Raw genomic sequence first — 25,309 nt, 5'->3', positions numbered from 1 at the left:
ATTTGCTCTTAGTTATTGAATATGACTGAACACCAATCGGGCATGATCAGCCACTGGCATATTGGTACGGATCTTATGTGCTAATTGTAAATCAACATTTGCCGTCAGAACACCCGTTCCTTGTTGTTGACACGCAACCACTTGACCCCAAGGATCAACAATCATTGAGTGCCCCCAGGTTTCTCGCGTTTCATTATGCTCGCCCCACTGCGCTGCTGCTACAACCCAACACTGAGTTTCAATGGCACGGGCTCGCACTAATACTTCCCAGTGAGCACGTCCAGTTAACTTAGTGAACGCTGCTGGAATCACTATAATATCAGCACATTGCTGACGTAATTGACTGTATAACTGTGGAAAGCGAATATCATAACAAATGGATAATCCTAGCTTACCAAAAGGCGTATCAATGACTTTAATTTCATCGCCAGCTTTAAAGGTATCAGACTCACGGTAACTATGGTGTTTATCGGCAACATCTACGTCAAACATGTGCATTTTATTATAGTGCGCATGTAACTTACCTTGATCATCAAATAAGATAGCAGTAGTCGTAATGCTACCATCGGCTTGAAGAATAGGCATCGAGCCAATCAGTAGCCAAATACCTAATTGTTGAGAATATTGAGACAATTGCTGCTGTAGCGGGCCATTACCGAGTGGTTCAGCCCAACGTTGATAATCGGCTTTGCTACCAAAAACGACACTATTTTCAGGAGTAACAACTAATTTAGCCCCTTGAAGTTGCAACCCTTGCATAAACTTTTTTAGCTGGCTCAGGTTACGCTCAGGATCAGTGCCTGAATTCATTTGTACTACACCAATTTTGGTCATGGCAATCTCCCTGAACTATTCTGAAATACATCAGATTTATCAAACGTCATAACGCTCGTGACAAGCACAACTTAAACACGCTTGTGCTTACAAGCACTTACTCTTTAAAACTATTAGTCTCTGGTATTTTATATTCACCTTCCAGACGAGAACGCTCGACAACCTTTGGCGATGCTATTGGCCCTGTGACTTGGTAATTCACTTGAGTAATAACATCTAATACAGGTGATAACACGGTTGATATTGCAAACACATACAATGCGACTTGTGGTGCCACTGCAAATGCGGTCATCACAGGTAATCCCGAGGTGAAATCAGGAATAAATTTAACGTTAGCATTTACCTTTTCATCAATCAGATTCACTTTACCGTTGATATACATATCACCCGCTAACGCCTGCATCTTAATATTATCGCTATCAAAAATACCGTCTTTAATGGTGCCGTTACCACGAATATAATTAAAGGCTAAGCCATTATCAAATACCCCCGAAAAATCGAGTTTCATTTTTCGAATAATTGAATCTAGACTAAATAACCCTAATAGTCGTCCTGCACCACCGACACCACTGACGATACCTTTTCCAATGTCCGTCTTCACCGTACCATTTAATGTTGTACGATCAATACCCCAAGGCGTACCTTGCCAGTTAACTATGACATGCGTATTAAATGGCGCATTTTGCACACCACCAGAAATACCAAATCGATCAAGTAAATCGGTACTGTTAGTGCCACTAATAACAGCATCAAGTTTAGTGTGATTCTGATGTTGACGTATACTCCAGTCACCAGAAGCCATTAATTTCACATTTCCCGATTGAATCTTAAGCTGCTGCAATTGTAGTTGCTTATTATGCTTACTTAAGGTCGCAGTGACCGATCCCAAGCGATAACCTTGTAACCAAGCATCAGCAATCGACAAATCTATCGCAGGTATGGCAGCCATGATGCTGCTATCGTTCGCGGTAACTACCGTTGATTGTGGTTTTGCCGTTAAGATAGGGCTTAATAATTCCGCGGGCGGTTGCTGATTTAATTGAGGAAGATTAAGGTGTAACGATTTTAAAATAACATTTAGTGGCTGATTTTTTATCCATGAGATATAACCATTCGCTTCTTGTGACGCTAACTTAATTGACCACCCACGAGCATGCGTTGCAACAGTATCAACCTGATGCCAGTTAAGCCCACCTAAAGTTAATTGACCAATTTTAGCCATCACTCGTGTCGGCAATGGTACTGAAAAAGTAGGGCTATTCGTCGTCGATGTTGCCGATGTTCTCATCTCACTATCACGTAATCGTTTTGCTATAGCTAACCACTGATCGGCATTAAACTCACGGCTGTTAATCTGTACTAACTGCCCTTGGAGTGATGACGTTAATAAGTTCTTAGCACCGACAGTAAGATTGCTGGCGGTAATTTTAGGCACTGATGCCAGTAAAGAAATCTGGCCTTGATAAGCAATATTTGGCAGATCAGCGTTAACCTTTAATTGATTTTTATCACCCTCAACCTTTACCGTAAGCGCTGATGCGGTATGTTTTCGTTGCTGTAATGGGTAAGGAAGCTGGCTACTAACATCAGTCAATGGCACCTTAACACCTACCGTATAGTGAAAACCTTGAGGCTTAATATCAACCCCAACTAAACCTTGCCAATCACTACTACCGCTTAGGTTATCTAATAACGTTGCGGGTAAATAATCGTGTAACTTAGCCAATTGCCATTGCCCACCGACATTAACATTAACTTTATAATCAGCCGATTTTTCAACGTTATCACCATCAAATCCAAAGGTGATCGGTTGTTGGTAAAGTATCCCTTTCAGCCCTTGTGCTTTTATTGCACTATTATTAAAAATCAAACTACCAGTGACATTTTCAATCGCTAAATGAGGCGTCGTTAATGTAATCGGGTTATGGTTAAAATACACCTTACCGCTAGCATCAACATTGCTACCATTAAACGGAATATCCAAATTAAGCTTGGCAGTAACAGGGCCAGTCACATCAATAGCAGTCAGTGCACTACCAACAGAATTGGCTAAAGGACTCTTCAACATATATTGATGAACTTGAGGCCCTGTCGCAGCAAGATCTATTGCCAGTTTAAGATGCCCATTAGGCGCTAAATCTGCCTTTCCAATTACTTTAGAGCTACTCGCACCTAGGGTCTTCACATGATTAGCGTCAAGGTACATTTTGTCATTTTCAAATAACAACTTAAGTTGAAGATCGCGCAGCAGAGGCCATTCAGGATCAAAACTAAACTTAGCCTGTGTTAACGGTACAAATGCTTGAAAAACACCATCATGATGCTGATAAGGAAAGGCATTAAGAGCGCCATACCATAAAATACGAGCAGACTTTACCTTTCCGCCTTTAATTGCGGTTGATAAATAATCAGTCAAGCTATCGCCTAAGGCTGGGCGAGGTAAATAACGCCAAGTTTGACCCGCATCAACCACATTGGCTTCACCAAATAAAGATAACCATGGCGAACCTGTAGCTGGAATATCAACGCGAGCTTGTCCAGCAAAGGTTAAGTCAGGTGTAGCCACGGCAAGTTGATCACTCCATAACGTTGTTTGCTGTCCATCTCGATGCCAATACGCCTGCACTTGAGCTTGGTTAATTTTTAAAGGCTTAGCGAATACTTTTTCATAAGCAAAACTATCTGCCGCAACATCCAGTGTGATCTTCCCTTGCTGACCATTACCAGCAATAGCAGCATTTAAATGATTAATACCGGGAATCCATTGCCAGGGTTTAACACTTAATTGCTGCATCTTAAACGAAAAACGCGGAACTTCATTTGCTTCACCCGCAACGCGAATATGCGTTAACAATCCACTCGGTTTAAGATGTTGAACTGCATTTACTAGCTTATTGGTTGGTGGTAAAAAATTAATTAATGGTAATAATCGTTGCAGCGCAATATTACTTAATGCCAGTTTCCATTGTTTTAATTGGTCATGCTCACCAAAACGTAGTTGACCTGCAATATCAAACGTTGGCCATACGACATCATCGGTATAAATAACAAATTGTTCAGTATCAACACGCCATGTTCTTGAGCCATCAGCCAATCGAATTGGCCTTAATGCCACCAGCCCATGTTTAATTCTAACCTGATGTTGTTGATGACCAACTTGCCAATCAATAATACTATTATCAACTTTAGCTTTACCGGTTGTAATCTGACCGTTATTGAGGCTCAGCCACGCTTCAACCCCAATTTCGCTATTTGTAATATTTGCCACGCCAGCCAGTTGTTTATTCAGCCACGGTGTTACGGATACATGCTTGCCTTTGACATACAAAGAACCAGATAAACTATCAAGCCCCCCTTGCTCTGAGATATTTGCTTTAACTGCTAGTTGCCCCAGATCGGTATTAGTAAAATTAATTGTCCCTTGTGCTAGATGGCGACCATCCACATTTGCCCAATCAAGTTGTTTAATATTTAGTTGTTGTTGAGCGCCAGATGGAGCAATAAAAGACACGGATGAATCAAGGAGTTGAAACTGGCCTAATCGCGTGAAAAACAATTGTTCCAAACGCTGAGCTAAGCTGATATCTGCAACATGAGAGGATGACGACGCAGATTTTATATGGGTAAGATCAAGAGCAACCTGACTTATCGCTACTTGTTTAAAAATGGGCCGTAGATGCAGTGCCGAATGCCAAATATCAAAATAAAATGAAACCTGACCAATATTAGCCAACGGTTGAGAATGTGGTTGAGCAGCAACGGTAACGCCCGTTAATGTGATAGCAGGCCCAGCAGCTTGCCAACGTCCATCAATATGCACTAATTGTAGGGAAATATCCGCCTGCTGTGACACCCAATGGGCTATCGGCTGGCGGTAATCATTAAGATGAGGAAGCAGTAACCTTAGACTAGTGACTAATGATGCTAATAATAACGCTACAATCACTATCAACCATAACCCACCGCGTACAAGACGTACGAGTATTTTCGGCACTATTACTTCCTCATTAATATGTTACATCATAACTACATCAAACTGCTCTTGAGTATAAAGAGGCTCTGGTTTAATTTTCACTTGTTTACCAATAAACACTTCCAACTCAGCAAGCGCATGGTATTCATCACCCGCTAAAGCATCACCGACAGCCGATGAAACATAAACCACGAACCGATCTGCATCATAGGCACGATTAACACGGGTGATTTCACGTAAAATTTCGTAGCACACACTCTCAACTGTTTTCACCGTACCGCGACCTTCACAAGACGGACAAGTATTGCATAGTACATGCTCAATACTCTCACGGGTACGCTTACGGGTCATTTCGACTAACCCTAACTGGGTAAAACCATTGATATTGGTTTTAACGCGATCAAATGACAATGCCTGCTCTAACGCTTGCAATACGCGACGTTGGTGCTCTTCTAGTGCCATATCAATAAAATCGATAATAATAATACCACCTAAATTACGTAATCGTAATTGGCGAGCAATAGCTTTCGTCGCCTCGATATTGGTATTAAAAATGGTTTCATCCAGATTACGACGACCAACAAATGCTCCGGTATTGATATCAATGGTGGTCATGGCCTCCGTCTGATCAATGATCAAATAGCCACCGGATTTCATTTCTACTTTACGATCAAGTGAACGCTGAATTTCAGCTTCGGTGTCATAAAGATCAAAAATAGGCTGATCACCTAAATAATATTCAATATTTTCGGTAACCTCAGGCACAAACTCATCAGTAAATTCTTTGAGTTTATCAAACGCCACTCGCGAATCGACCTGAATATGGTTAATTTCAGTGCCGACAAAATCACGTAAAATACGCTGCGCTAATCCAAGCTCACCATATAGCATTGAACGAGGTTTGTATTTCGCTCGACGCTCGATGACCTTACGCCATAAATGCTTAAGGAATGCCGCATCTTGTGCAACTTCATCCGGATCTGCGCCTTCTGCGGCGGTGCGAATAATAAACCCACCAAGATGATCACAATGCTGTGACACTGCTTTCTTCAATCGATCACGTTCTTTTTCACACGCAATCCGTTGTGATACACCAACATGACTTGCACCAGGCATAAACACTAAATAACGCGATGGTAACGTAATATCGGTGGTTAAACGCGCCCCTTTCGTTCCTAGAGGATCTTTAACCACTTGGACTACGATATCTTGGCCTTGACGGACCAACTCTGAGATATCGCGCACTTTAAATTGTTTTTTTTCATTTTCCGCCACACATTCAGTGTGAGGAACAATGTCTGATGCATGTAAAAAAGCCGCTTTATCTAAACCGATATCAACAAATGCAGCCTGCATTCCCGGTAAAACGCGACTAACACGTCCTTTATAAATATTGCCAACGATGCCTCGCTTTGATTCACGTTCAATGTGAATCTCTTGCAAAACACCCCCTTCAATCATTGCGACCCGTGTTTCACTCGGCGTCACATTTATTAGCAGCTCAGTGCCCATGGTTGCCTCTACTTATAATTTTAAAAAATCTTGTACCATGATGTCGGTTTCCACTAACGGTAACCCCATCACAGCGTAATAGCTGCCGTCGATACGGGTAATAAATTTGCCACCTATGCCCTGAATACCATAGCTTCCGGCTTTGTCTTGCGGTTCACCACTTTGCCAGTATTTTTTAATATCGTTATCAGACAGAGTTTTAAACCACACTTGGGTGGTAACTAAACAGGTTTGGCTATGCGATGGTGTCGCTAAGGTGACAGCTGTCATGACTTGATGTTGCCGTCCTGATAATAACCTCAGCATACGCGCAGCATCCTCAAAATCGACAGGTTTTTCTAGAATTTGTTGATCTACTACAACAATTGTATCAGCCCCCAGTACTGGGATGTCATTATTCGCCGCTTTTACACCAGCAAAAGCTTTATCACGCGATAAGCGTTGAACATATTGAGCAGCTGTTTCTTGAGCTTGATGACATTCTTCAACATCTACCACCACCCGTTCAAAGTTATAACCAAGTTGGGTTAAAAGCTCCATTCGACGTGGCGAACCAGAGGCGAGATAAAGTTGAATAGACATCATAATTATCCTTTTTAAATAATATGTTGATCAGCAATAATTGTTAAATCATTACACCAAAAGAGCAAAGGGGGACACCAATTGGCTCCCCCTATAATATTAATAATAACTAACGAATAGCGAATTTACGTCGAATTCGGCGTAATAATAAGAATAACCACGGCCATAATATAAAGTTTAATAGCACCGCAAAGAATTGCTGTGGATAAAAACTAATATTTGAAACTAAATATTCCGCCCAGAATTCAATTAACTTAGCCGCCAATGACAATAACGCTATCACAATTGCTTGCTGCCATAATGATAAATTACGTAAGACTCTAAAATTAAGCGCAATAATATAAGCAATTACAGACAACATTAAGCCGCGTACACCCAACGTTGAACCTAAGGTTAAATCCCACAGTAGACCGACAACTAACGCAGTACCAACATTAACGCGATGCGGTAATGCTAACACCCAATAACACGTCACAAGCACAACCCATGACGGCCGAAACGGTTCTAACTCTCCCGGCCACGGTACGGCTTGTAACACCAATGCAAATAGAAATGACAGCCAAATCCAAATTCGACCATGTGCTTTATTCGTTGGCATTGTTCACCTTCCTTGGCGCTGGTACCGCTGGCTCCGTTAGATTTACGGCTGGGGCGGTCAGTGTCACAGGATCCGTTGTATTAACGGGTGTCACTGCAGTTGCTATTGGCGCACCTTCAGCAGTTACCGCCGTTTGATCTTTCATTTTTGTGCGATCAGTTGGCCATACCAATAACAAATAACGTAAGCGATCAAACTGGACTGTGGTCTTGGCTGTAATTTGCGCAAATGGGCGTTTATTATCAAAGGTAAATGATGTCACTCGCGCCACAGGATAACCTTCAGGATAACGTCCACCTAAGCCAGAGCTCACCAGTAGATCACCCTTTTTAATATCGGTACTACTTGGTACATGTTCTAATAAAATCTGATGGTTACGTCCACCACCAGTCGCAATAACACGAATATCATTACGCACTACCTGCACAGGAATTGCATTAGTAGGATCAATGAGCAATAACACGCGACTATTATGCGCGCCAACATAAGACACTTGGCCGACAATACCTTTATCATTGATCACCGGTTGGCCTTCATAAACGCCATCGACACGGCCTTTATTTATCATCACTTGATAACTATAAGGATCAGAGTCAACCGCCATTACTTCAGCAACCATTTTACGTTCATCACGCACAAATGGAGAGCCGAGTAAATCTCTTAAACGCTGGTTTTCTTGCTGTAATTGATCGAGTAATAACACATTACTTTTCATGACTAATAAATCACGTTTTAATGCTTTATTTTCAGTCAATAGTCGTTGATGAGAACTGAATTGCCCACGCAGGACATCTAACATTTCACGCGGTAAGTTTGCCGCATATTGCAGCGGTGCGACCGCCGAATTCAATAAATAACGAATATTGGCAAAAGCACCAAGACGACTATCGGCTAGCATTAAGCTAGCCGATAATAATATGGCAAGAAACAGGCGTAATTGCAGAGATGGACCTCTGCCAAATATAGGTTTCATATAACACTATAACCTGTTTAATTAGGATCCTATGATGGTCTTATTCTTCGCTGAAGAGATCGCCACCATGCATATCGATCATTTCAAGCGCTTTACCGCCCCCACGAGCTACACACGTTAATGGATCTTCTGCCACAACAACAGGAATACCTGTTTCTTCAGTAAGAAGACGATCAAGATCGCGTAATAATGCACCACCACCAGTTAATACCATGCCGCGCTCTGAAATATCAGACGCTAACTCTGGAGGACATTGCTCAAGCGCAACCATAACCGCAGATACAATCCCCGTTAACGGCTCTTGCAATGCTTCTAAAATCTCGTTGGAATTCAACGTAAAGCTACGTGGAACACCTTCAGCAAGGTTACGGCCACGGACTTCAATTTCACAGACTTCATCACCAGGATAAGCCGAACCAATTTCGTGCTTAATACGCTCAGCAGTTGCTTCACCAATCAAGCTGCCGTAGTTACGACGTACATAGTTAATAATCGCTTCATCAAAGCGATCACCACCAATACGAACAGATGATGAATACACCACACCGTTTAATGATATAACCGCAACTTCAGTAGTACCACCGCCGATATCGATCACCATTGAGCCCGTTGCTTCAGATACCGGCATACCAGCACCAATTGCCGCCGCCATTGGTTCATCAATAAGGTAAACTTCACGCGCACCGGCGCCTTGCGCTGATTCACGAATAGCACGGCGTTCAACTTGGGTTGAACCACAAGGTACTGCCACTAATACACGTGGACTTGGACGTAAAAAGCTATTGTCATGCACTTGTTTAATAAAGTGCTGCAACATTTTTTCAGTCACGTAAAAATCGGCAATAACGCCATCTTTCATTGGACGAATCGCGGCAATATTACCTGGCGTACGGCCAAGCATTAATTTGGCATCATGGCCTACTGCAGCAACACTTTTGGTTGCCCCCGCGCGATCTTGACGAATAGCCACAACAGAGGGTTCATCAAGAACAATTCCTTGTCCTTTGACATAAATAAGGGTGTTGGCAGTGCCCAAGTCAATAGACAAGTCATTGGAAAACATGCCACGAAGCTTCTTAAACATAGTCTTCAGCTATTCCTGCAAGCGTTAAAAAATCGTAAATTGCGCTCAATGTATCAAGTGCACCTTAGTGAAACAAGACATGGATCGCTAAACCGCGTCCAGACACGCAATTTATTTACTCGATGGGTTGATTGAGACCTTTTTCAGCACGATAAATGATTCTATCATTGCCTCGATAGCTGCCAAAGGTCACCAACCCTGATGGATCCTCGTCACCAATCCCGCGCCAGTTAAATGTTAGCCATGGCTGATTGGTCGTTTTAGTCGTCGAACAACCAATATTCATTGCTGGCTGAGCAGCAATTCTTAACCAAAATCGAAGTTGTTGTTTTAAATAAGTGTCATTTTCTTCTAGTGCGGGCAATACCTTTAAAGAATAATTCTCACCTCGTAAGACTTTGCTGACAATAATCCCTAAATGAGCTTGCTGATGTGGCTTTGAGGTATAAATAATGTGTTTACATGACCACTCACTATTAAATCGTGAACGACTATCATCACTATTCACTTCAAATTGATGGCCATTCCAATACTCAACTTTAAGTGGCATCGTTAACGGCTGATCAAATACGCCATTCACATTTTCTAATACCATGCGACCATAGCGGCTATCAACCGAACCATTAAGTGGTGTAGTTAATTGTTGTGGTTGATTATAGCGTTGTAATAACTGCGTCTTATCCGCAAAATCTGTACATCCCAATGTCGAGCATTCTGAACGAGATTGCACTGATAATCCAAGCCCTACCGTAAACGGACCATCAGCAGTCGTTATCACTGCTGCTGAATGATTACCGTTTTGAGGTAAACGCTTGAACGTCAGCTCACCATCAGTAATGGTTAATTGTGCTTGTTGCCAGTCATGCTGCCAACCATCCACTAAATTAGATTGATCAAGCCGTAAGCTGAGATCATTGGGACTGTTTTTCACATGAAGATCAACCGCAGTTAATTGCAAATTTTCTTTCAATGTCGAATCAAATGCACCGTAATTACGTGTCGGTTTACCCGCTGCATTTTGTGCTTCAATGGTCGCATTGACGTTGAAGGCTTGATCCATATAAGTAAATGGGGATGATTCAGTATGAGCATTGATGATACTACTGTCTTTAATCACCAATTGTTTTGGATAAAAACGTCCAATGGCACGCTGACTGGGGTTTATTGTCATACCGAGATAATTCGAGGATGTCATGGCTAGCTTCACGCTTCCCACTTCACTCCACCGTAAATCCGTAAACAGCAGTGCAGTAGTATCATGATATTGATTATTTTTTTGATAAGTGCGCCCACTTAGCTCACCTTGAACCCCATTTTTGGGCGTTGCAATCCCTGCTATTTTAGCGGTCACTGTTGCAACTGGCGCGTCTTGAGCAAAAAAGTTAGCCGTAATCGGTCGCTGGCAATATTGATCTTGATTAACATCAATGATCGCCGCCTTTTCGTGAATATCACCAGCTTGCCATTGTAAGGGTTTCGCTCGAACAACAAACCCATCACCAGCCGCTCCCAAGCCATTGCCACTATTGATAGTACCTTTAAAACTAGCTCCTGCTTGAGGGCACATCGCAAAGGTCCATGGTCGAGAGTGAATCATCACCGAGCCATCTAATTGAGTCCAATCATCAGCTTGAAATTTTGCGGATGCTCCAATGTCACAGCCTTGCTCACGATTACACTCACGATCGATAATATTCAGCACGACTTTACCTGCATCTGAATATCTTAATTGGCCCAGAGCTATCCCTTTTTTAAACACTAACTGCGCCTCATCTGTTGACCAGGAGCGTTGAGGATTCGCGCGTAATTCAACCTTGCTATTAGCTTGAGTCGCAGGAGCGATGAACTGAGTATTCAATGATAATATTCTTGTACCACTGTAACCCGTCGCAACAGCATTATTATTTTTTTTATCAGCACAAGCCATTGCTTTTACAGTAATATTATAAGGCTTATTAGCGATTATTTTTAAAGGGGTACGACTGATTTCAAACTTAAAAGGCACAATGGTATATTGACCCATTGCCGTCGCTAATGTGTTTGCATTTTGGCGTAAAATTCCATTAACAGCAATGTTGCCTATATAATTTTCACTTTTTAACCATAACCTAGCAACGCCATTAATTACTCTCACATTAATAGGCTCTGAGGCATCATTAGCGTTAGTATTATCATTTTCAGACGAAAACCAATAAGCAAGATTAGGTTTATTTAAACTCGTTGATACAACAATATTGCCATTATAAGTCGAGTCTATTTGATAATTGTTTTTTCGATGCACATTCAATGTGATTGGTAACCTATCACAGCTCAATGTATTTGCTTTTTCAGGGGTAATAACCAAATCATATTCTTTCTCTTGCACACAGGTTCCCCCCGCCCAAATATTACTGTCGGTATCAATTCGTAAATTACGCGCCGTTACTGCACCACGTAAAGTTTGAGGCCGATCGGCAATATCCACCTTATTAGCATAATTTGCAGAGATGTTAATATTGCCGGCAGAATACAAATAACCCACCATCTCAACTGTACTGGATAAGTTAATTGAGGCTTTTATTTCAACATCAGAAACAAAATAATTCGCATCATTATTAGTACCAAATATATACAGTTCATCAGGCGAACCGCCCTTATTAACATTTCCACTTAACGCTGCTTGTTCGACATAAACAATTGCTTGCTGGCCTTTTGCTACCGTAATATTGGCGCCTTGCATCACCAATAATTGTTTTATTTTATAGATACCGCCTTGTAATTGAGTTCGAGTTTTTGAACCTAATTCAACTTTTAAATAATTCCCTGGCGGTAACATTAAAATATTATTATCGCCATAACTCTCAATACATTGATCGCGATATTGCTCTAATTCTGGATCACTACATACAATATCACTCGACGGAATATTATAAGTAGGCATTATTGGCATTTTTTTAGATCTGACTATCAAGCTCGAGTCCACTTCACAGGCCCATTGACTTGATAGATTTTGACATGATTTATCTCTATCTCCTCCTTGATCAATAAAATGGTTAAAACCTAATTGATATTTTTTATTATTTTCAGATTTAAAATAGGGATATTGAAACCCCATCCTTATTAATTGACCATCTAATTTTGTTTTTGAATGCGACTGTGCAACTTGCGGAAAATATTCACAATAGTTCGTCTGATTTGATGCTGTAGCGTTCACTGCAAAAGTTGCGAATAAAGCAGCCCATAGCCAAATTATAAGTTTTGAAATAAGTGTCATCGCGCTAGTCCTTTAACCCATACTTGTTGCTGGCGAACAACTTGATATTGACCACTACCACAGCGACCGATACTGCGTAATTGAATACGACGAGTTGTCTCTGCGCCATACTCATCACACTCAATAGCAACCTTACAGCCATCAAAATCTACCAACGAAATTTGAGTCGGTACATCCTCACAAGCCAACATTTGCTGAGGATTTCCAATCGGAAATAAGGCATTTAAGCTAATTTCAATACCGCTATGCGCAACGAACCATGCGCGAGTGCCCAATACTTCTTGCGTTGTTGTAACGACTTGAGATGCATTTATTTTGATCATCGCAGCAGCCATCATCGACATGACTGTAATAATAAAAATTGCGACAACCAAAGCACTACCAGATTGTGAGATTAATGAAACAGAAGATTTACGGCGCATTCATCACCTGTACAGTATGGTTATAGCGGCTCGATTCACCATTACGAATAAAGGTAAATTGCCACGCAACTAAGGCACTGCGTGCAAGGGCGGCATGATCCAATTCAAATAAAGACAAGCTCCCATCAATATATTGAGCTAACACAATGGCTGCTGATTCAGTACCAACGTTGTCAATCGTAGTGCGTGTTAGGCTATTATTTTCAATACAAAAGCGTACAGTTTGAATATAAGTATAAAAACGTGATGCCAATGAACCACTCGCAAAACGATATTGCCCATCAAGTTCAAATAACCATTGATTAGCCGCTGTTCCTTTATTTATCGCGGTTACCGTAGCAATCTGCTCACTACCTGATTCAAAATCGAGCCATTTATGTGGGTTAATAGTCACCATCATTCCCACTTGAAATTGGGGAGCTGTTGTCTGTGTCATAAAAGCGGTAATGGTAGTAATGTCAGTTAAGGTTGGATTACTATAATCACCACTGTATTGAATGGGCCTAAACGATAAGCATCGTCCATTAGCAGTAAGTTGCAGACTATTGGGGACGGCATTACGTAATTCTCGCGTTAAACGTTCAACGGCAAATCGCGCTTGAGATTGTAATTGTTCACGATCACGAGTGTGTAAATAACCTTCAGTACCCAAACTCACAAAGCGGCCAATACCCAGCGTGATAATGCTCATCACCACTATCACCATCACTAATTCAATTAAGGTAAATCCTTGCGATCGCCCTAATAACATTAATAATTACCTCGATAAGCAGCAAACTGATAACGCCCATAACGACCACTATCAACCACCATATTAATACGCTTATAATTATGCGGAGTAGCCGCAATAGCCGACAGAGAGTCAGGAGTATTCGTTAAGCTGCTATCGTAAAAAACAGCTATTGTCACCGTAAAATGACTGTAATCGGCGGCAATTGAATCACCAACGGCATTACTTAACGCCACGCCATTACCGTCCTCACATACTGCTGATTTTCCCTGCCAACAACCGATATAATCATCAACCGTAATAAACTGCTGCCGTTCATAATTAGGTTTTAAATCTAAAACACACGGGTTTGTAATCGCCTTTCCTTGCAAATCCTGAGTATCATCACAACGGATCTGCTCACCATTATCATCACTATTTATATCAAATTTACGCGATAAAATTTCCGTCATCATTGCATTAGCAAGTGCCGCTGCACGTGCTTGGTAATGAGATTGGGCTGATAGAGTAATTTGCGGAAATAAAAATCGGCTTAAAACAACCATCGCAACAGCAAAAATAACCAATGTGATGATCATTTCAATCAGTGTAAATCCACGTTGAACTTGGCCACAATGACGTTTCATCAACACGCTCCACTGTGAATATAACCTTCTGAGTTAATACACAATTGTGCTTGGTTATTATTAGTTGCCGTAAAAGTGATCTCACACTCAGCCCCCACCAAACACTGACGCTGACCTTGTATATTCACGGGCTGACCTAATAAGTTAAAACGCAAAATATAATTGGGAAGAATAGTGATTTGTTCTGTAGTCGCGATCAGATAATTAGTGCTATTTTTTCGCGTCGCACAACCAAATAACGATTCGGTAATAGTTAAGGTAGCGCATGTTAATTGCTGTTGCTGCATGGCGCTAATTTGAATTTGACGCGCAATGGTAATCGCTTGATCACGCATTAACTCAGCACTAAAGTTTGATTTAGAAGCATAGCGACTGACAGCGGTAACGGAAATAATCGCCAATACAATAATCACCATCACCAATTCAATCAAGGTGAACCCTTGTTGTCGCGCCACAGCGTTAACCTTTGCTCAATAGTATTTAATGATGCTATTTCAAATAAAAATAACATCATTAAATAGCGCTCCGCAGAGCGCTAGTTATTAATTAGCTGAAGAATCACACCCTGAGCCAAATGTAACCTTTGTAGAAGCCGCTGATGATGGACTTGTTGCTTGGGTATAAGTTACAACACACTGAGTGGCATTAGCTGCTGTACTTTCATATGAATAAGCAATGCTAGCACCATTACCAGTAGTTATTTTTATAACTTTCCAGTCTTCTGCAAGACCAGTAACTGCCGAAGTCAATGCAGCCGATGTTGCCGCCGGATAGCCATAAACAATATCAATATTATCCACAGAACCTGAGACTGCAGCTTCTTTACCTTGAATAGCAGCCTTACCGTAAGTAATACCTGCTGCACCTTCAATCGCACCTTTTAAGCCTTGCAATGAAGACGCACGCGCATCATCTTGAAGGTTCAAAAATTTAGGAGCCGCAGTAACGGCTAAAATACCTAAAATAACAATCACAACCACGAGTTCAATTAATGTAAAACCGTTTTGACGTTTCATAATGTCATCCTTTTCCCTGTGTATTCACTTCAACTCGACCTTGAGTCGGTATGTAAGTAAATGAATGCCCTGCAATCACATTAATTGCATTCAAGCACTAAATATTCGATATAATAAATAGTTTTATTTTCATTCGTTATTGAAGCTAATGACCAATATTAAATTATGCTCAATCAAAATAATGACCGTCGAAAATAACCACCAATGGTAACAATAGCGGTTTTTTACTAAAAAAATCATATTTACAAACAACAACTCAATGGACATTAATAACTAAATAACAATAACTAACACAATCAGTAATGGGTGTTTAACTGCATTAATTATAATTATTTATAGTAATATAAATAATTACTAAAATACGCGATTAGTTTCGCATCCAGATAAAATATTACAATTTATTATTTGTAAGAAATTAATAACTAACTAAGTGATAATACCAATTTATATAACCATTATTCTTTTACAGAATACCAATGAACGTTAATTTCCCTATCAACTAAATTAACTGTTAATATATTTATTAATTATCAAAATAATAATTCAAGCAATTATTACAACAATATTAAAAAGCTGTTATTTATTCGCTATTATCCAGCATTAGCAACATCTAACATTCCCCACATCGGTAAAAAGATACCAAGGGCAAGTAATAACACCATGGCTGATACCACCACTAATAACAGCGGTTCGATACGGGCAGTTAACGTCGCTAAGTCATAATCAACTTCACGGTCATAAAAATCAGCAGCTTCTAATAATAATTCGTCAATTTGCCCAGTCTCTTCACCAACGGCAATCATCTGTAGTACTAATGGCGTAAAAATATCAGTATTAGCCGCGGTTATTGCAATGCTACTGCCACTTTCAATGCCTAATTTCATGTCTAATAACCGCTGCTCTAAAAAGCGATTATCTAATGCTTCTGCGGCCATTTTTAAGGCTTGATTTAATGGAACACCAGCACGCATCATTAGCGCAAAAGTACGAGAAAATCGAGCCATCAAAGCACGGTTAATAATAGTTCCGATAATAGGCGTTTTTAATCGCCACAGATCCCATTGCCGTTGTCCTTGGGGTGTATTACGCCACAACCTTATTCCAACCCACATTGCGCCAATGCCAATAACCATCAATGGCCAATAATAAACAAACAGATTTGAGGTCAATATTAATACTTGAGTCGGCCAAGGTAAATCAACCCCAAACCGAGCAAACATACCGGCAAATTGGGGAATAACTTGAGTATTTAACACCACCATTGCCAGCCCAATCGCAATCATAACAAACATCGGATAGCGAATTGCAGATTTAATCTGGCGCCGAGTATCCATTTCTTGTTGATAGTAATTCGCCAACTGCAATAGGGTTTGATCTAACCGTCCTGTATTTTCACCAACATGGATCATCGACACAAATAAATCAGAAAATACCCGTGGATGTTGCTGCATTGCCGCAGACAGCGAATGACCATTGGTCAGTTCAGTTGTCACATCAGCTAAAGTTGAGCGTAATAATAAATGACTGGCACTTTGCTCTAAGCCTTTAAATGCACGTAACAATGGTACTCCAGCTTTGGTTAAGCTATAGAGCTGGCGACAGAAAATCACCAGAACTTCAATGGGTAACTGCCGTTGCCATAACCCATCAAACGTTAATGATGGACGATGATGTGTTGCCAGTTTAATTTCTAATGGGATAATTCCTTGGCGTAATAATTGATCGGTTGCCGCCGATTGAGTTAAAGCTTCGACCTGTCCGCGTAAAATCGTCCCTTGAGCACCACGACCACGATAATTAAATCGTTTCATTTATATATCACCCAATATAGCCATCATAAAAATCCCCTTCCGCTAATGTCATCACTTCATCTAAGCTAGTGATACCCGCGTAAGCTAAGGCTAAGGCTGACTCAACCAATGGCTTATAACCAGCACTTTGTCGTGCGATTTGACTAAATAGAACCGCATTATTATTGCGTAATGCATCCATCATAGATTGGTCAAATTCTAATAATTCAAATACCCCAACACGACCTTTATAACCGGTAAAGTTACAACTTTGACAACCTAAACCTAAGTTAAAATGGTGTAATCGCTCATTAAAATCACGCGCTTGTAACCAACTTTTCTGCTCGTTTTCCAAGACTGCCTCTTGTGTACAATCTGGACATACACGGCGTACTAAGCGTTGTGCTAATACGGCTCTTACTGCACTCGCAACTAGGTATCCTGGCGCCTGCATATCAATCATTCGCAATGCACTATCAATCGCATTATTGGTGTGTAAAGTCGAAAGCACTAAGTGGCCTGTTAATGCCGCACGTAAACCAATTTCAACGGTTTCCTGATCACGCATTTCACCCACTAAAATCACATCAGGATCTTGGCGTAAAAAAGTTCGTAAAATCGAAGAAAAAGTCAGCCCAATTTTATTATTAACTTGTACTTGATTAACGCGCGACAACCGATATTCAACCGGATCTTCTGCGGTAATTAATTTTTTACCCGGTTTATTGAGCTCATTAAGCGCACCGTATAAGGTCGTCGTTTTTCCTGATCCTGTTGGCCCGGTAACTAAAATCATGCCATGCGGACGCTTTAACTGGCGCCGAAGCCGTAACAGAAGATCATCAGGCATACCAATATGATCTAAATCGAGAATTCCAGCGGATTGATCAAGTAATCGCATCACTACCGATTCACCGTATTGCACCGGCATTGTTGAGAGACGAATATCAATCGAATGATCGCGAATTTTTATATTAAAACGTCCATCTTGAGGTAATCGTTTTTCTGATATATCCAGCCCACTCATTAACTTAAGCCGTAATACTAATGCCGCAGCAACACTATTTTCATTAAGTAATGTTTCATGCAAAATGCCATCGATCCGCTGCCGAATACGAAGTACGTCTTCATCTGGCTCAATATGAATATCTGACGCCCCGACTTGCAGGGCATCTTCAAATAAGGAATTGATCAGCTTAACCACTGTCATTTCATCATTATCACTATCATCAAATCCAAACCCATAATGAGTCTGAGTTTGATGCTCAGCATTTAGTTGCTCAGCAAACGACGCAATTTCTTTAGTTCGGCGATAATAACGATCAAAAGCCGTAATTAACTGTCGTTCAGGCACAATAACAAACTCAACCTGATACTGTTGTAATTGGTTAAGTAAGGCTTCCTGCATAGCAAGATCGGCAGGATCACTCATTGCGATACGTAACACATCACCACGACGACCAATCACCAACGCACGTAAACGTCGCGCATGCACTTCTGATAATAAATTCACGGCGTCGCTATCAATAACAAGCCGAGTTAAATCGACCAACGGAATATCAAGCTGTCGTGCTAAAAACTGCAACATTTGTTGTTCGCTAAGGAACCCCATACCAATTAAGGTATCACCTAATTTACGGCCCGTAAGTTGCTGCTGTTGAAGAGCTTGGTCCAGTTGTTGCTGCGCAATAATATGATCATCAACCAACAGATCACCTAGTCGTTTACGTAAGCGTATTTGCATCTGTTAGCGCCTTTTTATTTGTAATGCCATAATTCGTTGCTGAATAAATTGTTGTGATGCTGCAGAAAGACCACCATGTACCGCGCCTTGACGATAAGAGGTCAACGCTGCCATAAATTGCTGACTTCGTTCTTGTGCAATCGCAAGCCCTAACCACCAGCGGCCATCCGCCGCATCATGTAATACTAATTGTTGGTAACTACTAAGCGCTAAAGCGGTATTTTGTAACTGCTGAGCCAAAGCGGCTCGCATCGCCAAAAAAGCTACTGTATCAACATGTTGCGGTTGTTCTAATACCGTTAATGCCGCTTGTGGTTGTTGCTCGTTAACCAATAGCTTGGCTAAAGTTAAGCGTAATTCAGTATTGTGAGGTTGGCGTTGTAACCCTTGTTGTAACATTGCTACAGCTTGACGGTTATCACCACGTCCATAATATAACGCGGCTAATTTTTGACGAGCAACAACCCATTCAGGACGATACTTTAACGCGGCTTCAAGATGCACAATCGCTTGGCGACTATTGGCTTGGCGTAATACTTTTTCAGCTTTGTTATATTCAACCATTGCCAGTTGTGCGGGGGTTAATGCTACCGTTTCAATCGATAATCGACTTACTTTACGCTTAGGCGTTACCGCTACATCTTTTGAGGATGGAGAAACCGTTGTCTTTATCGTTACTTGTTGCTCGGCTAATGCTTGGTGATAACCGCTGTCATAGCCTTGTTCGTAGGAACTTGCGAGCTCTTGTTTAATATCAAGAGCATCAAGAGCGGGTTCAGCGACGGGCATTGTCGCCAAAAGTGCTGACTCAGCATTCGTTAATATTGGCGACGATGATATTGGCACCTCTTGTGATATCTGTTCTGGTATTGATAACTCTGGTTTATTCGAGACTTGTTTTTTTATTGGAACTGGTCGCATAGGTAAAGTCGATACCACAGGTACAGTAGCGACAGGGAAAACAGAGGGAAGGAGTACTGGCGTAACGATGGATCGCTGCCAATAGATAGTGCCACCAGCAAATAACAAAATGACCGCCATTAAAAGAATAGCGCGACCATAGCGACCACGCTTATTGGGTAACGGTGTGATCGTTGCAGCCTGTAGCTGCTTAGGTTCTGCATGAGATTGTTGTGCCAAAGCACTCAAACGGCGGTTTAGCTCACTCATAAATATTTCCATCCTAACCAGCGCCACCACATACAACTTGATTGACGTGCAGCAACAGTATCAGTAATCGCTATATTAATATCTTGTCGACAAAGAGAATGACGCTGTTGACTATAAGCCGCTAATAATGATTTGTGTGCTAATTGATTAATCAACCTTGGAATACCACCACTGGCAAACCAAATCGCTCGTGCTTGAGCGATGGAAAATAACCCAGTACAACGCCCAGACAATAGCAATCGATGCTCAATATAAGCGACAGCTTCAGCTTCATTTAATGGTAATAACGTCGCTCGTAACGTAATTCTTTGTTGTAGCTGACGTAGTTGATGATGGGCTAAACGTTGATCTAATTCAGGCTGACCAATTAATACAATATGAAGTAGTTTTTCAAATTCAGTCTCAAGGTTGCCTAATAAACGAATCATTTCTAATGCGTCATCAGTCAATGCTTGAGCTTCATCAATAACGACAACCACCGCATGACCATTAGCTTTACGCTGCAACAATTGATCATGAATATCAACCGTTAGTCGATGGCGATCACCATCAAATTTAAGCCCTAATTCAGAGGCTAATGCTACTTGTAGCGTCATTCCACATTGAGCAGGCGTTGGCAAATACACTAAATCAAATTGTGAAGGCAGACGATTGATTAGCATGCGACAAATAAGAGTTTTCCCCGTCCCAACCTCACCGGATAACTGCATTATTCCATCCCCCATTGCCAACCCAGCTAATAGGGTATCAATAGCTGTTAAATGGGACGGCAAAGCATGAAATAAAGCAGTATTAGGGGTAAGTAAAAATGGCGCTGAATGAAGACCAAAGTGCGATAAATACATAGGTTACTTATCTTCTGGAAACCATTCATTAACCAATGAACGTGAACGTTCAATCTCTTGTTGCCACGTTTGATCGCTGACAACTGTTGGTTTCAATAAAATAACTAATTCTGTTTTTTGCTTCACTTTATTAATGTTACGAAACAAATTACCCACCACTGGAATATCACCTAATAGTGGTACTTTTGAAACTTGATCTGTCATTGCGGTTTTCATCAAGCCACCAATCACAACCACATCACCACTACGTGCATGAATAATTGAATCAGATTCACGAATAGTACTTTTCGCTAATGGTAGTTGGTAAACCCCAAATTTAGCGCCAAGATCGACCGCTTTGATCTCGTTTTTAATATCAACCACCGCCGGATGAACATGCAATAACACCCCACCTTGATCATCTATTTGAGGGGTGACATCTAATGAAATCCCTGAGAAAAAGGGCGTTAATTCAATATCAGGTGCCGCAGTGCTGTTATCACCAGAAACATTACTGCTAGATACATTGGTGACAAAATATTCATCACCACCCACTTTGATCACCGCTTTTTGATTATTTGCCGCCGTCACTCGTGGGCTTGATAGCACATTAAGATCCCCCTGAGTTTCAAGAAAACTTAATACTGAAGTAAAGTTACCATCACTGATCGTAATATTGGTTTGGCCACCAAGCAGATTTGAAACCGCATTACCGCCCGGTAATGCAGCAATGGCAGAGGCATCAATGATAGGTGTTGAACCAACCACAATATTGGTTCCGCCAATACTGCGACTGATATTCTGCCAATTAATTCCTTGCTGATAGCTGTCATTCAACGTTACTTCCATGATCTTGGCTTCAAGTACCACTTGTCGAATTAAACGTTGTTGTGAAATACCCAAAAATTGTTTTACTTCACGTAATTCATTGGGAAAAGCACGCACAGAAATCAAGCCTGCCTGTGGCGAGACCATCACATTTCGACCATCACCATGACCAATCATACCCCGTACAACTTTTTCTAGCTGTTGCCAAAAGTCACTTTCAGAGGTGGTTTTTATGGTTGTTCCACCTGTAGTAGTACTGAGATCTTGATTTAAAATGGCATCATTATTGTCAACATCTACGCTGGTATTGTTTTCATTTGCTATTGAACCGGTCGTAATTGAGGTTAAGGACACCCCTTGACGCTGCAACTGTAAATAATCAACAGCAATAATATCGGTGCGCAGTGTGGCAGGAAAAACCTGAATAATATTACCTTTACGGGTAATGCTATACCCATAAACATCATCAACAACATTGAGCACTTCATCTAACGTGACATCTTTTAACTGCAAGCTAATCAAGCCACTAACATTTGGATGGATCACTATATTAAATGGTGTGCCTTGCACTAAACTCGAAAAGAATACGTTGGCATCGACATTACGGGCATTCACTCGAAATCGTTTTTCTAATGCATGCGTAGGCAGCACTTGATCGGTATCGAGTGCGGGCATTAAATCAGCATTGACCGCGTCAGGTAATGCAAGCAGTGGTCGACTGGCGGCATCATTAGCTGCTTGGTTAAGTGTTTGTTGTATAGCAACTGGAGCTTGGTGCCCCATTTGGGTAGAGCACCCCATTAATGAAGTGATAACCACACCAAGTATGATTCGTTGCATATTTTTATATCCCTTCATTGCTTAATATCGGTGCTAAATAGCGACAATTGCCACTGTTTTTTATTGCGGGTTAATATCACTGAACTGTCATTAATTCGACTGACTCTATAGCCTGTTATATAACTGCCAACCGCAACTATTTGACCACTTAAAATGGCACGACATTGCGGCTCACAAATAACACTTTGTAATTGAGGTAATGCCGAACGCGAGTGGAGTGATGATGATCGTTGTTGTGGCCATGATAATGGTGCCGTAGGATCTTGCTGCGCGTGTACCTTTATCCCATAAAATAAACAGCAGATAACACATCCTGTTACTGTATATTTACCCACCAATAAAATCCTTACTTTCACCTAATGTATAGAGTTCTAGCTCAATACTAGCCCATGGATATCGTGTTACTTGATAGTTTAAATTGCGCCAATAATACTTCACGGGTAACGCTTCAATCTGGGTTAAATAACGAATTACATCAAAGTATTTCCCTTCAAATGTCATTCGTAATGGATGAATAAAATAGCCTTGATCATTACCATTCATCAGTTGCATCGCAGGTAATGACACCATCGTTTGTAAACGCAAACCATGACTGTGACGTAATACTTGTTCCAGTAAATACGGCATTTTAGTGGGTGAAACTAATCGACCTATCGTCTGTTGTAACTGCAGTTCTAATTGCGCATTTTTACTAGTCAATAAATTGATTTGATTATCAATTTTTTTATTGGGGCTTTGTGTTAATTTTTGCTGTAAACGCTGAATATCATGTTTAACCGTTATAATATTATTGGCCGTAACACGAATAGTATTGGTCTGATTTTGCAATTGCAGCCATTGTGGTTCAAGCACCATAAACACCCCAATGAAGAAAATTGCAATCCAACCAGAAATTGCAATCAGCCATTGTTCACGTGCAGATAAACCACTGAATCGTTGTTGCCATTCACACCAGATAATCTTCATCTAAAGCGCCCCTTGTATACGTTGGGCTTGCAAGGTGAAGGTAACTTGGTTGTCCTTATCTCGGCCAATATTAAGTAACTGAAATCGCCGTTGAGCCAAGGTCGAATAACGATTAAATGTCCCTAACCAACGTGGCACGGCCTCAGGCGAGCGAGCCACACCGTGTAAATCCATAGCTGTACCCGAAATTGAAATACGTTCAATAGCGACATCCTTAGAAGCCGCTTCAGCCAATTGCACTAATACCTGACCATAACCAACCATCAAACTGACATCATGATTCGCAACCGCTTTTAACGTCGCTTGTTTTGCCGTAATTTCCTGTTCTAACGCACTGAGATGTTGCTGCTTTATGGGGCTAACAACATGTAATAAAATTTGTTTTTGAGTTAACATTAATTGCTGTTGAACTGTCGTTAGTTGCGCCTTATTAGCGATAAAGGTGGGTGCTAATTGATGTAATTTAAAACTATAAACAGCACTCGTTAAGCCAATAATAAATATCAGCGTTAACCAACTAAGCAACATATTATTAAGTGTTAACCATTGACGTTTGGGTTGCAGATGTTGTGAATAGAAATTAATTGAAGACGAAAAACCTTGTTGTAATCCTGCCCAAGCAATCCGAGTTCCCGTCGATGATAATAAAGATAATCGAGGTTCAATCGCTTGCACAATAACATTTAAACGCGCATTTAACGCCAGTGCTAATTGCTGACTATCATCATTATCACAACTAATTAATAACTGACTGATCGGGTTATCACGCAGTTGAGCGCTCAAAAAATCCAATGAACGTTGTAGTTCTAATGCTAGGCTATCAAGTTGTAATGCTTGGATATCTGAATCAACAGCGGCCACTAGAGGCACAGCAAAGCCACGTAATTGACGTTGAAAAATGAGTTTCTGTTGACTAAATGCAGTTAATTGTAAATCACCATTACCATAGCGATGCACCACTAATTGGCTTAAGTGTTGGGCTGTAAATTCACCCCAAACAACACTTTCAACCGTCATGCAACCGACATCACAACCAACAGATTGACACGCAAAGACAATTTTATTCACTTGTTGGCGTGTAGTAACAACAACCTGAATCCGATCGTTGTTTAAACTATCAAACCCATCCGCAACAATATCATCAGGTGATTCATTGACTAAATCTTTAACCAAATAAGGTAAAGCTAAAATTAATTCATCATCACTTAAATTAGGTTTATCAATCAATAAACTTTGGTATAAACCACGGCCTAAAATAATGGCGATTTGACTGCCTGCCAATTGGTGGCGAGTAATCAGTATTTCAATTGCGCTCGACCACTCAGTCACTGCTTCAATTGATACCGAATCAATAATGACATCGCTACCATCCCCTGCAACCAAAACAACCGCATCAGAAAATAGAGCAAGAGCAACATTTAATGCGGAGGGTTTACGTAAAAAAAACGGAGCAAGAGCGCGCAGAATCATGATAAAAGTAAGCCAAAAATTAGAGCCGAATAACAGCCCGCACTTTAGGTAAAGACTTACTGCTTCACAATAAT

21 protein-coding genes are annotated in these 25,309 nt (G+C 40.9%); all 21 read right to left on the bottom strand.

Annotated elements, in window-relative coordinates:
- Positions 1 to 12 precede the first annotated feature (12 nt).
- The 21 genes from ACJZU6_RS03320 to ACJZU6_RS03220 all read right to left on the bottom strand — a co-directional run bounded on the left by ACJZU6_RS03320 (position 13) and on the right by ACJZU6_RS03220 (position 25,235).
- Positions 13 to 834 carry a carbon-nitrogen hydrolase family protein gene (locus ACJZU6_RS03320; protein WP_408900643.1) on the bottom strand — a complete coding sequence of 274 codons (822 nt, stop codon included), beginning with the start codon at positions 832 to 834 and terminating at the stop codon, positions 13 to 15.
- 97 nt (positions 835 to 931) lie between these two features.
- Positions 932 to 4,828 (bottom strand): YhdP family protein, encoded by a 3,897-nt coding sequence (locus tag ACJZU6_RS03315; RefSeq protein WP_408900642.1) that lies wholly within the window; start codon positions 4,826 to 4,828, stop codon positions 932 to 934.
- Positions 4,829 to 4,849: 21 nt separating this feature from the next.
- Positions 4,850 to 6,319, bottom strand: a complete 1,470-nt coding sequence (rng, locus tag ACJZU6_RS03310; protein WP_408900641.1) for a ribonuclease G — start codon at positions 6,317 to 6,319, stop codon at positions 4,850 to 4,852.
- 12 nt (positions 6,320 to 6,331) lie between these two features.
- Positions 6,332 to 6,901 (bottom strand): Maf family protein, encoded by a 570-nt coding sequence (locus ACJZU6_RS03305; RefSeq protein WP_408900911.1) that lies wholly within the window; start codon positions 6,899 to 6,901, stop codon positions 6,332 to 6,334.
- Between the two features lie 109 nt (positions 6,902 to 7,010).
- The gene (gene mreD / locus ACJZU6_RS03300) at positions 7,011 to 7,499 is read right to left on the bottom strand and encodes a rod shape-determining protein MreD (protein WP_107277027.1); all 489 of its coding nucleotides are present in this window, start codon (positions 7,497 to 7,499) and stop codon (positions 7,011 to 7,013) included.
- Positions 7,486 to 8,472, bottom strand: a complete 987-nt coding sequence (gene mreC / locus ACJZU6_RS03295) for a rod shape-determining protein MreC (protein WP_408900640.1) — start codon at positions 8,470 to 8,472, stop codon at positions 7,486 to 7,488. Before mreC ends, mreD begins: the two co-directional genes overlap by 14 nt.
- A 40-nt stretch (positions 8,473 to 8,512) precedes the next feature.
- Positions 8,513 to 9,556 (bottom strand): rod shape-determining protein MreB, encoded by a 1,044-nt coding sequence (gene mreB, locus ACJZU6_RS03290; RefSeq protein WP_408900639.1) that lies wholly within the window; start codon positions 9,554 to 9,556, stop codon positions 8,513 to 8,515.
- Between the two features lie 115 nt (positions 9,557 to 9,671).
- Complete coding sequence (locus ACJZU6_RS03285; protein ID WP_408900638.1) at positions 9,672 to 12,476, bottom strand: DUF6701 domain-containing protein; 2,805 nt, start codon at positions 12,474 to 12,476, stop codon at positions 9,672 to 9,674.
- Between the two features lie 329 nt (positions 12,477 to 12,805).
- On the bottom strand, positions 12,806 to 13,231 hold the full coding sequence (locus ACJZU6_RS03280) for a hypothetical protein (RefSeq protein WP_080158361.1): 426 nt from the start codon (positions 13,229 to 13,231) through the stop codon (positions 12,806 to 12,808).
- A complete protein-coding gene (locus ACJZU6_RS03275; RefSeq protein WP_408900637.1) occupies positions 13,221 to 13,982 on the bottom strand; it encodes a PilW family protein in 762 nt (253 codons plus the stop codon). Before ACJZU6_RS03275 ends, ACJZU6_RS03280 begins: the two co-directional genes overlap by 11 nt.
- Positions 13,982 to 14,587 carry a prepilin-type N-terminal cleavage/methylation domain-containing protein gene (locus tag ACJZU6_RS03270; RefSeq protein WP_408900636.1) on the bottom strand — a complete coding sequence of 202 codons (606 nt, stop codon included), beginning with the start codon at positions 14,585 to 14,587 and terminating at the stop codon, positions 13,982 to 13,984. Before ACJZU6_RS03270 ends, ACJZU6_RS03275 begins: the two co-directional genes overlap by 1 nt.
- Positions 14,587 to 15,042, bottom strand: coding sequence for a type II secretion system protein (locus tag ACJZU6_RS03265; protein WP_408900635.1), 456 nt, complete (start codon positions 15,040 to 15,042; stop codon positions 14,587 to 14,589). The genes ACJZU6_RS03270 and ACJZU6_RS03265 overlap by 1 nt, the downstream gene beginning before the upstream one ends.
- 87 nt (positions 15,043 to 15,129) lie before the next feature.
- Positions 15,130 to 15,603 (bottom strand): type II secretion system protein, encoded by a 474-nt coding sequence (locus ACJZU6_RS03260; protein ID WP_408900634.1) that lies wholly within the window; start codon positions 15,601 to 15,603, stop codon positions 15,130 to 15,132.
- A 590-nt stretch (positions 15,604 to 16,193) separates the two neighbouring features.
- On the bottom strand, positions 16,194 to 17,414 hold the full coding sequence (locus tag ACJZU6_RS03255) for a type II secretion system F family protein (protein WP_080158366.1): 1,221 nt from the start codon (positions 17,412 to 17,414) through the stop codon (positions 16,194 to 16,196).
- A gap of 7 nt (positions 17,415 to 17,421) precedes the next feature.
- Positions 17,422 to 19,137 carry a GspE/PulE family protein gene (locus ACJZU6_RS03250; protein ID WP_408900633.1) on the bottom strand — a complete coding sequence of 572 codons (1,716 nt, stop codon included), beginning with the start codon at positions 19,135 to 19,137 and terminating at the stop codon, positions 17,422 to 17,424.
- Positions 19,138 to 19,140: 3 nt separating this feature from the next.
- Entirely contained in the window at positions 19,141 to 20,307 is a 1,167-nt protein-coding gene (locus ACJZU6_RS03245; RefSeq protein ID WP_408900632.1) for a tetratricopeptide repeat protein, read from the bottom strand.
- On the bottom strand, positions 20,304 to 21,152 hold the full coding sequence (locus tag ACJZU6_RS03240) for an ExeA family protein (protein ID WP_408900631.1): 849 nt from the start codon (positions 21,150 to 21,152) through the stop codon (positions 20,304 to 20,306). Before ACJZU6_RS03240 ends, ACJZU6_RS03245 begins: the two co-directional genes overlap by 4 nt.
- Before the next feature lie 3 nt (positions 21,153 to 21,155).
- Complete coding sequence (gene mshL / locus ACJZU6_RS03235; protein ID WP_408900630.1) at positions 21,156 to 22,799, bottom strand: pilus (MSHA type) biogenesis protein MshL; 1,644 nt, start codon at positions 22,797 to 22,799, stop codon at positions 21,156 to 21,158.
- A 14-nt stretch (positions 22,800 to 22,813) separates the two neighbouring features.
- Positions 22,814 to 23,134, bottom strand: a complete 321-nt coding sequence (locus ACJZU6_RS03230; RefSeq protein ID WP_408900629.1) for an MSHA biogenesis protein MshK — start codon at positions 23,132 to 23,134, stop codon at positions 22,814 to 22,816.
- Positions 23,127 to 23,765, bottom strand: coding sequence for a type II secretion system protein GspM (gspM, locus tag ACJZU6_RS03225; RefSeq protein ID WP_408900628.1), 639 nt, complete (start codon positions 23,763 to 23,765; stop codon positions 23,127 to 23,129). Before gspM ends, ACJZU6_RS03230 begins: the two co-directional genes overlap by 8 nt.
- Positions 23,766 to 25,235: a PilN domain-containing protein gene (locus tag ACJZU6_RS03220; RefSeq protein ID WP_408900627.1), complete on the bottom strand. Its 1,470-nt coding sequence runs from the start codon at positions 25,233 to 25,235 to the stop codon at positions 23,766 to 23,768.
- Between the last annotated feature and the right edge of the window lie 74 nt (positions 25,236 to 25,309).

The sequence above is a fragment of the Photobacterium piscicola genome, from assembly GCF_046058925.1.
GTDB lineage: Bacteria > Pseudomonadota > Gammaproteobacteria > Enterobacterales > Vibrionaceae > Photobacterium > Photobacterium piscicola.
The sequence above is the reverse complement of the archived record's forward strand: the minus strand, read 5'-3'. Positions and strand labels throughout refer to the sequence as shown.

What these genes read in the sequence shown, in the direction of transcription:
- ACJZU6_RS03255 (WP_080158366.1), bottom strand. Translation starts at nt 17,414, where the DNA reads ATGAAACGATTTAATTATCGTGGTCGTGGTGCTCAAGGGACGATTTTA.
- ACJZU6_RS03270 (WP_408900636.1), bottom strand. Translation starts at nt 14,587, where the DNA reads ATGAAACGTCATTGTGGCCAAGTTCAACGTGGATTTACACTGATTGAA.
- ACJZU6_RS03305 (WP_408900911.1), bottom strand. Translation starts at nt 6,901, where the DNA reads ATGTCTATTCAACTTTATCTCGCCTCTGGTTCGCCACGTCGAATGGAG.
- ACJZU6_RS03220 (WP_408900627.1), bottom strand. Translation starts at nt 25,235, where the DNA reads ATGATTCTGCGCGCTCTTGCTCCGTTTTTTTTACGTAAACCCTCCGCA.
- ACJZU6_RS03245 (WP_408900632.1), bottom strand. Translation starts at nt 20,307, where the DNA reads ATGAGTGAGCTAAACCGCCGTTTGAGTGCTTTGGCACAACAATCTCAT.
- mreC (WP_408900640.1), bottom strand. Translation starts at nt 8,472, where the DNA reads ATGAAACCTATATTTGGCAGAGGTCCATCTCTGCAATTACGCCTGTTT.
- ACJZU6_RS03285 (WP_408900638.1), bottom strand. Translation starts at nt 12,476, where the DNA reads ATGCCTACTTATAATATTCCGTCGAGTGATATTGTATGTAGTGATCCA.
- ACJZU6_RS03260 (WP_408900634.1), bottom strand. Translation starts at nt 15,603, where the DNA reads ATGAAACGTCAAAACGGTTTTACATTAATTGAACTCGTGGTTGTGATT.
- mshL (WP_408900630.1), bottom strand. Translation starts at nt 22,799, where the DNA reads ATGCAACGAATCATACTTGGTGTGGTTATCACTTCATTAATGGGGTGC.
- ACJZU6_RS03240 (WP_408900631.1), bottom strand. Translation starts at nt 21,152, where the DNA reads ATGTATTTATCGCACTTTGGTCTTCATTCAGCGCCATTTTTACTTACC.
- mreD (WP_107277027.1), bottom strand. Translation starts at nt 7,499, where the DNA reads ATGCCAACGAATAAAGCACATGGTCGAATTTGGATTTGGCTGTCATTT.
- gspM (WP_408900628.1), bottom strand. Translation starts at nt 23,765, where the DNA reads ATGAAGATTATCTGGTGTGAATGGCAACAACGATTCAGTGGTTTATCT.
- ACJZU6_RS03280 (WP_080158361.1), bottom strand. Translation starts at nt 13,231, where the DNA reads ATGCGCCGTAAATCTTCTGTTTCATTAATCTCACAATCTGGTAGTGCT.
- ACJZU6_RS03250 (WP_408900633.1), bottom strand. Translation starts at nt 19,137, where the DNA reads ATGCAAATACGCTTACGTAAACGACTAGGTGATCTGTTGGTTGATGAT.
- rng (WP_408900641.1), bottom strand. Translation starts at nt 6,319, where the DNA reads ATGGGCACTGAGCTGCTAATAAATGTGACGCCGAGTGAAACACGGGTC.
- ACJZU6_RS03320 (WP_408900643.1), bottom strand. Translation starts at nt 834, where the DNA reads ATGACCAAAATTGGTGTAGTACAAATGAATTCAGGCACTGATCCTGAG.
- mreB (WP_408900639.1), bottom strand. Translation starts at nt 9,556, where the DNA reads ATGTTTAAGAAGCTTCGTGGCATGTTTTCCAATGACTTGTCTATTGAC.
- ACJZU6_RS03275 (WP_408900637.1), bottom strand. Translation starts at nt 13,982, where the DNA reads ATGTTATTAGGGCGATCGCAAGGATTTACCTTAATTGAATTAGTGATG.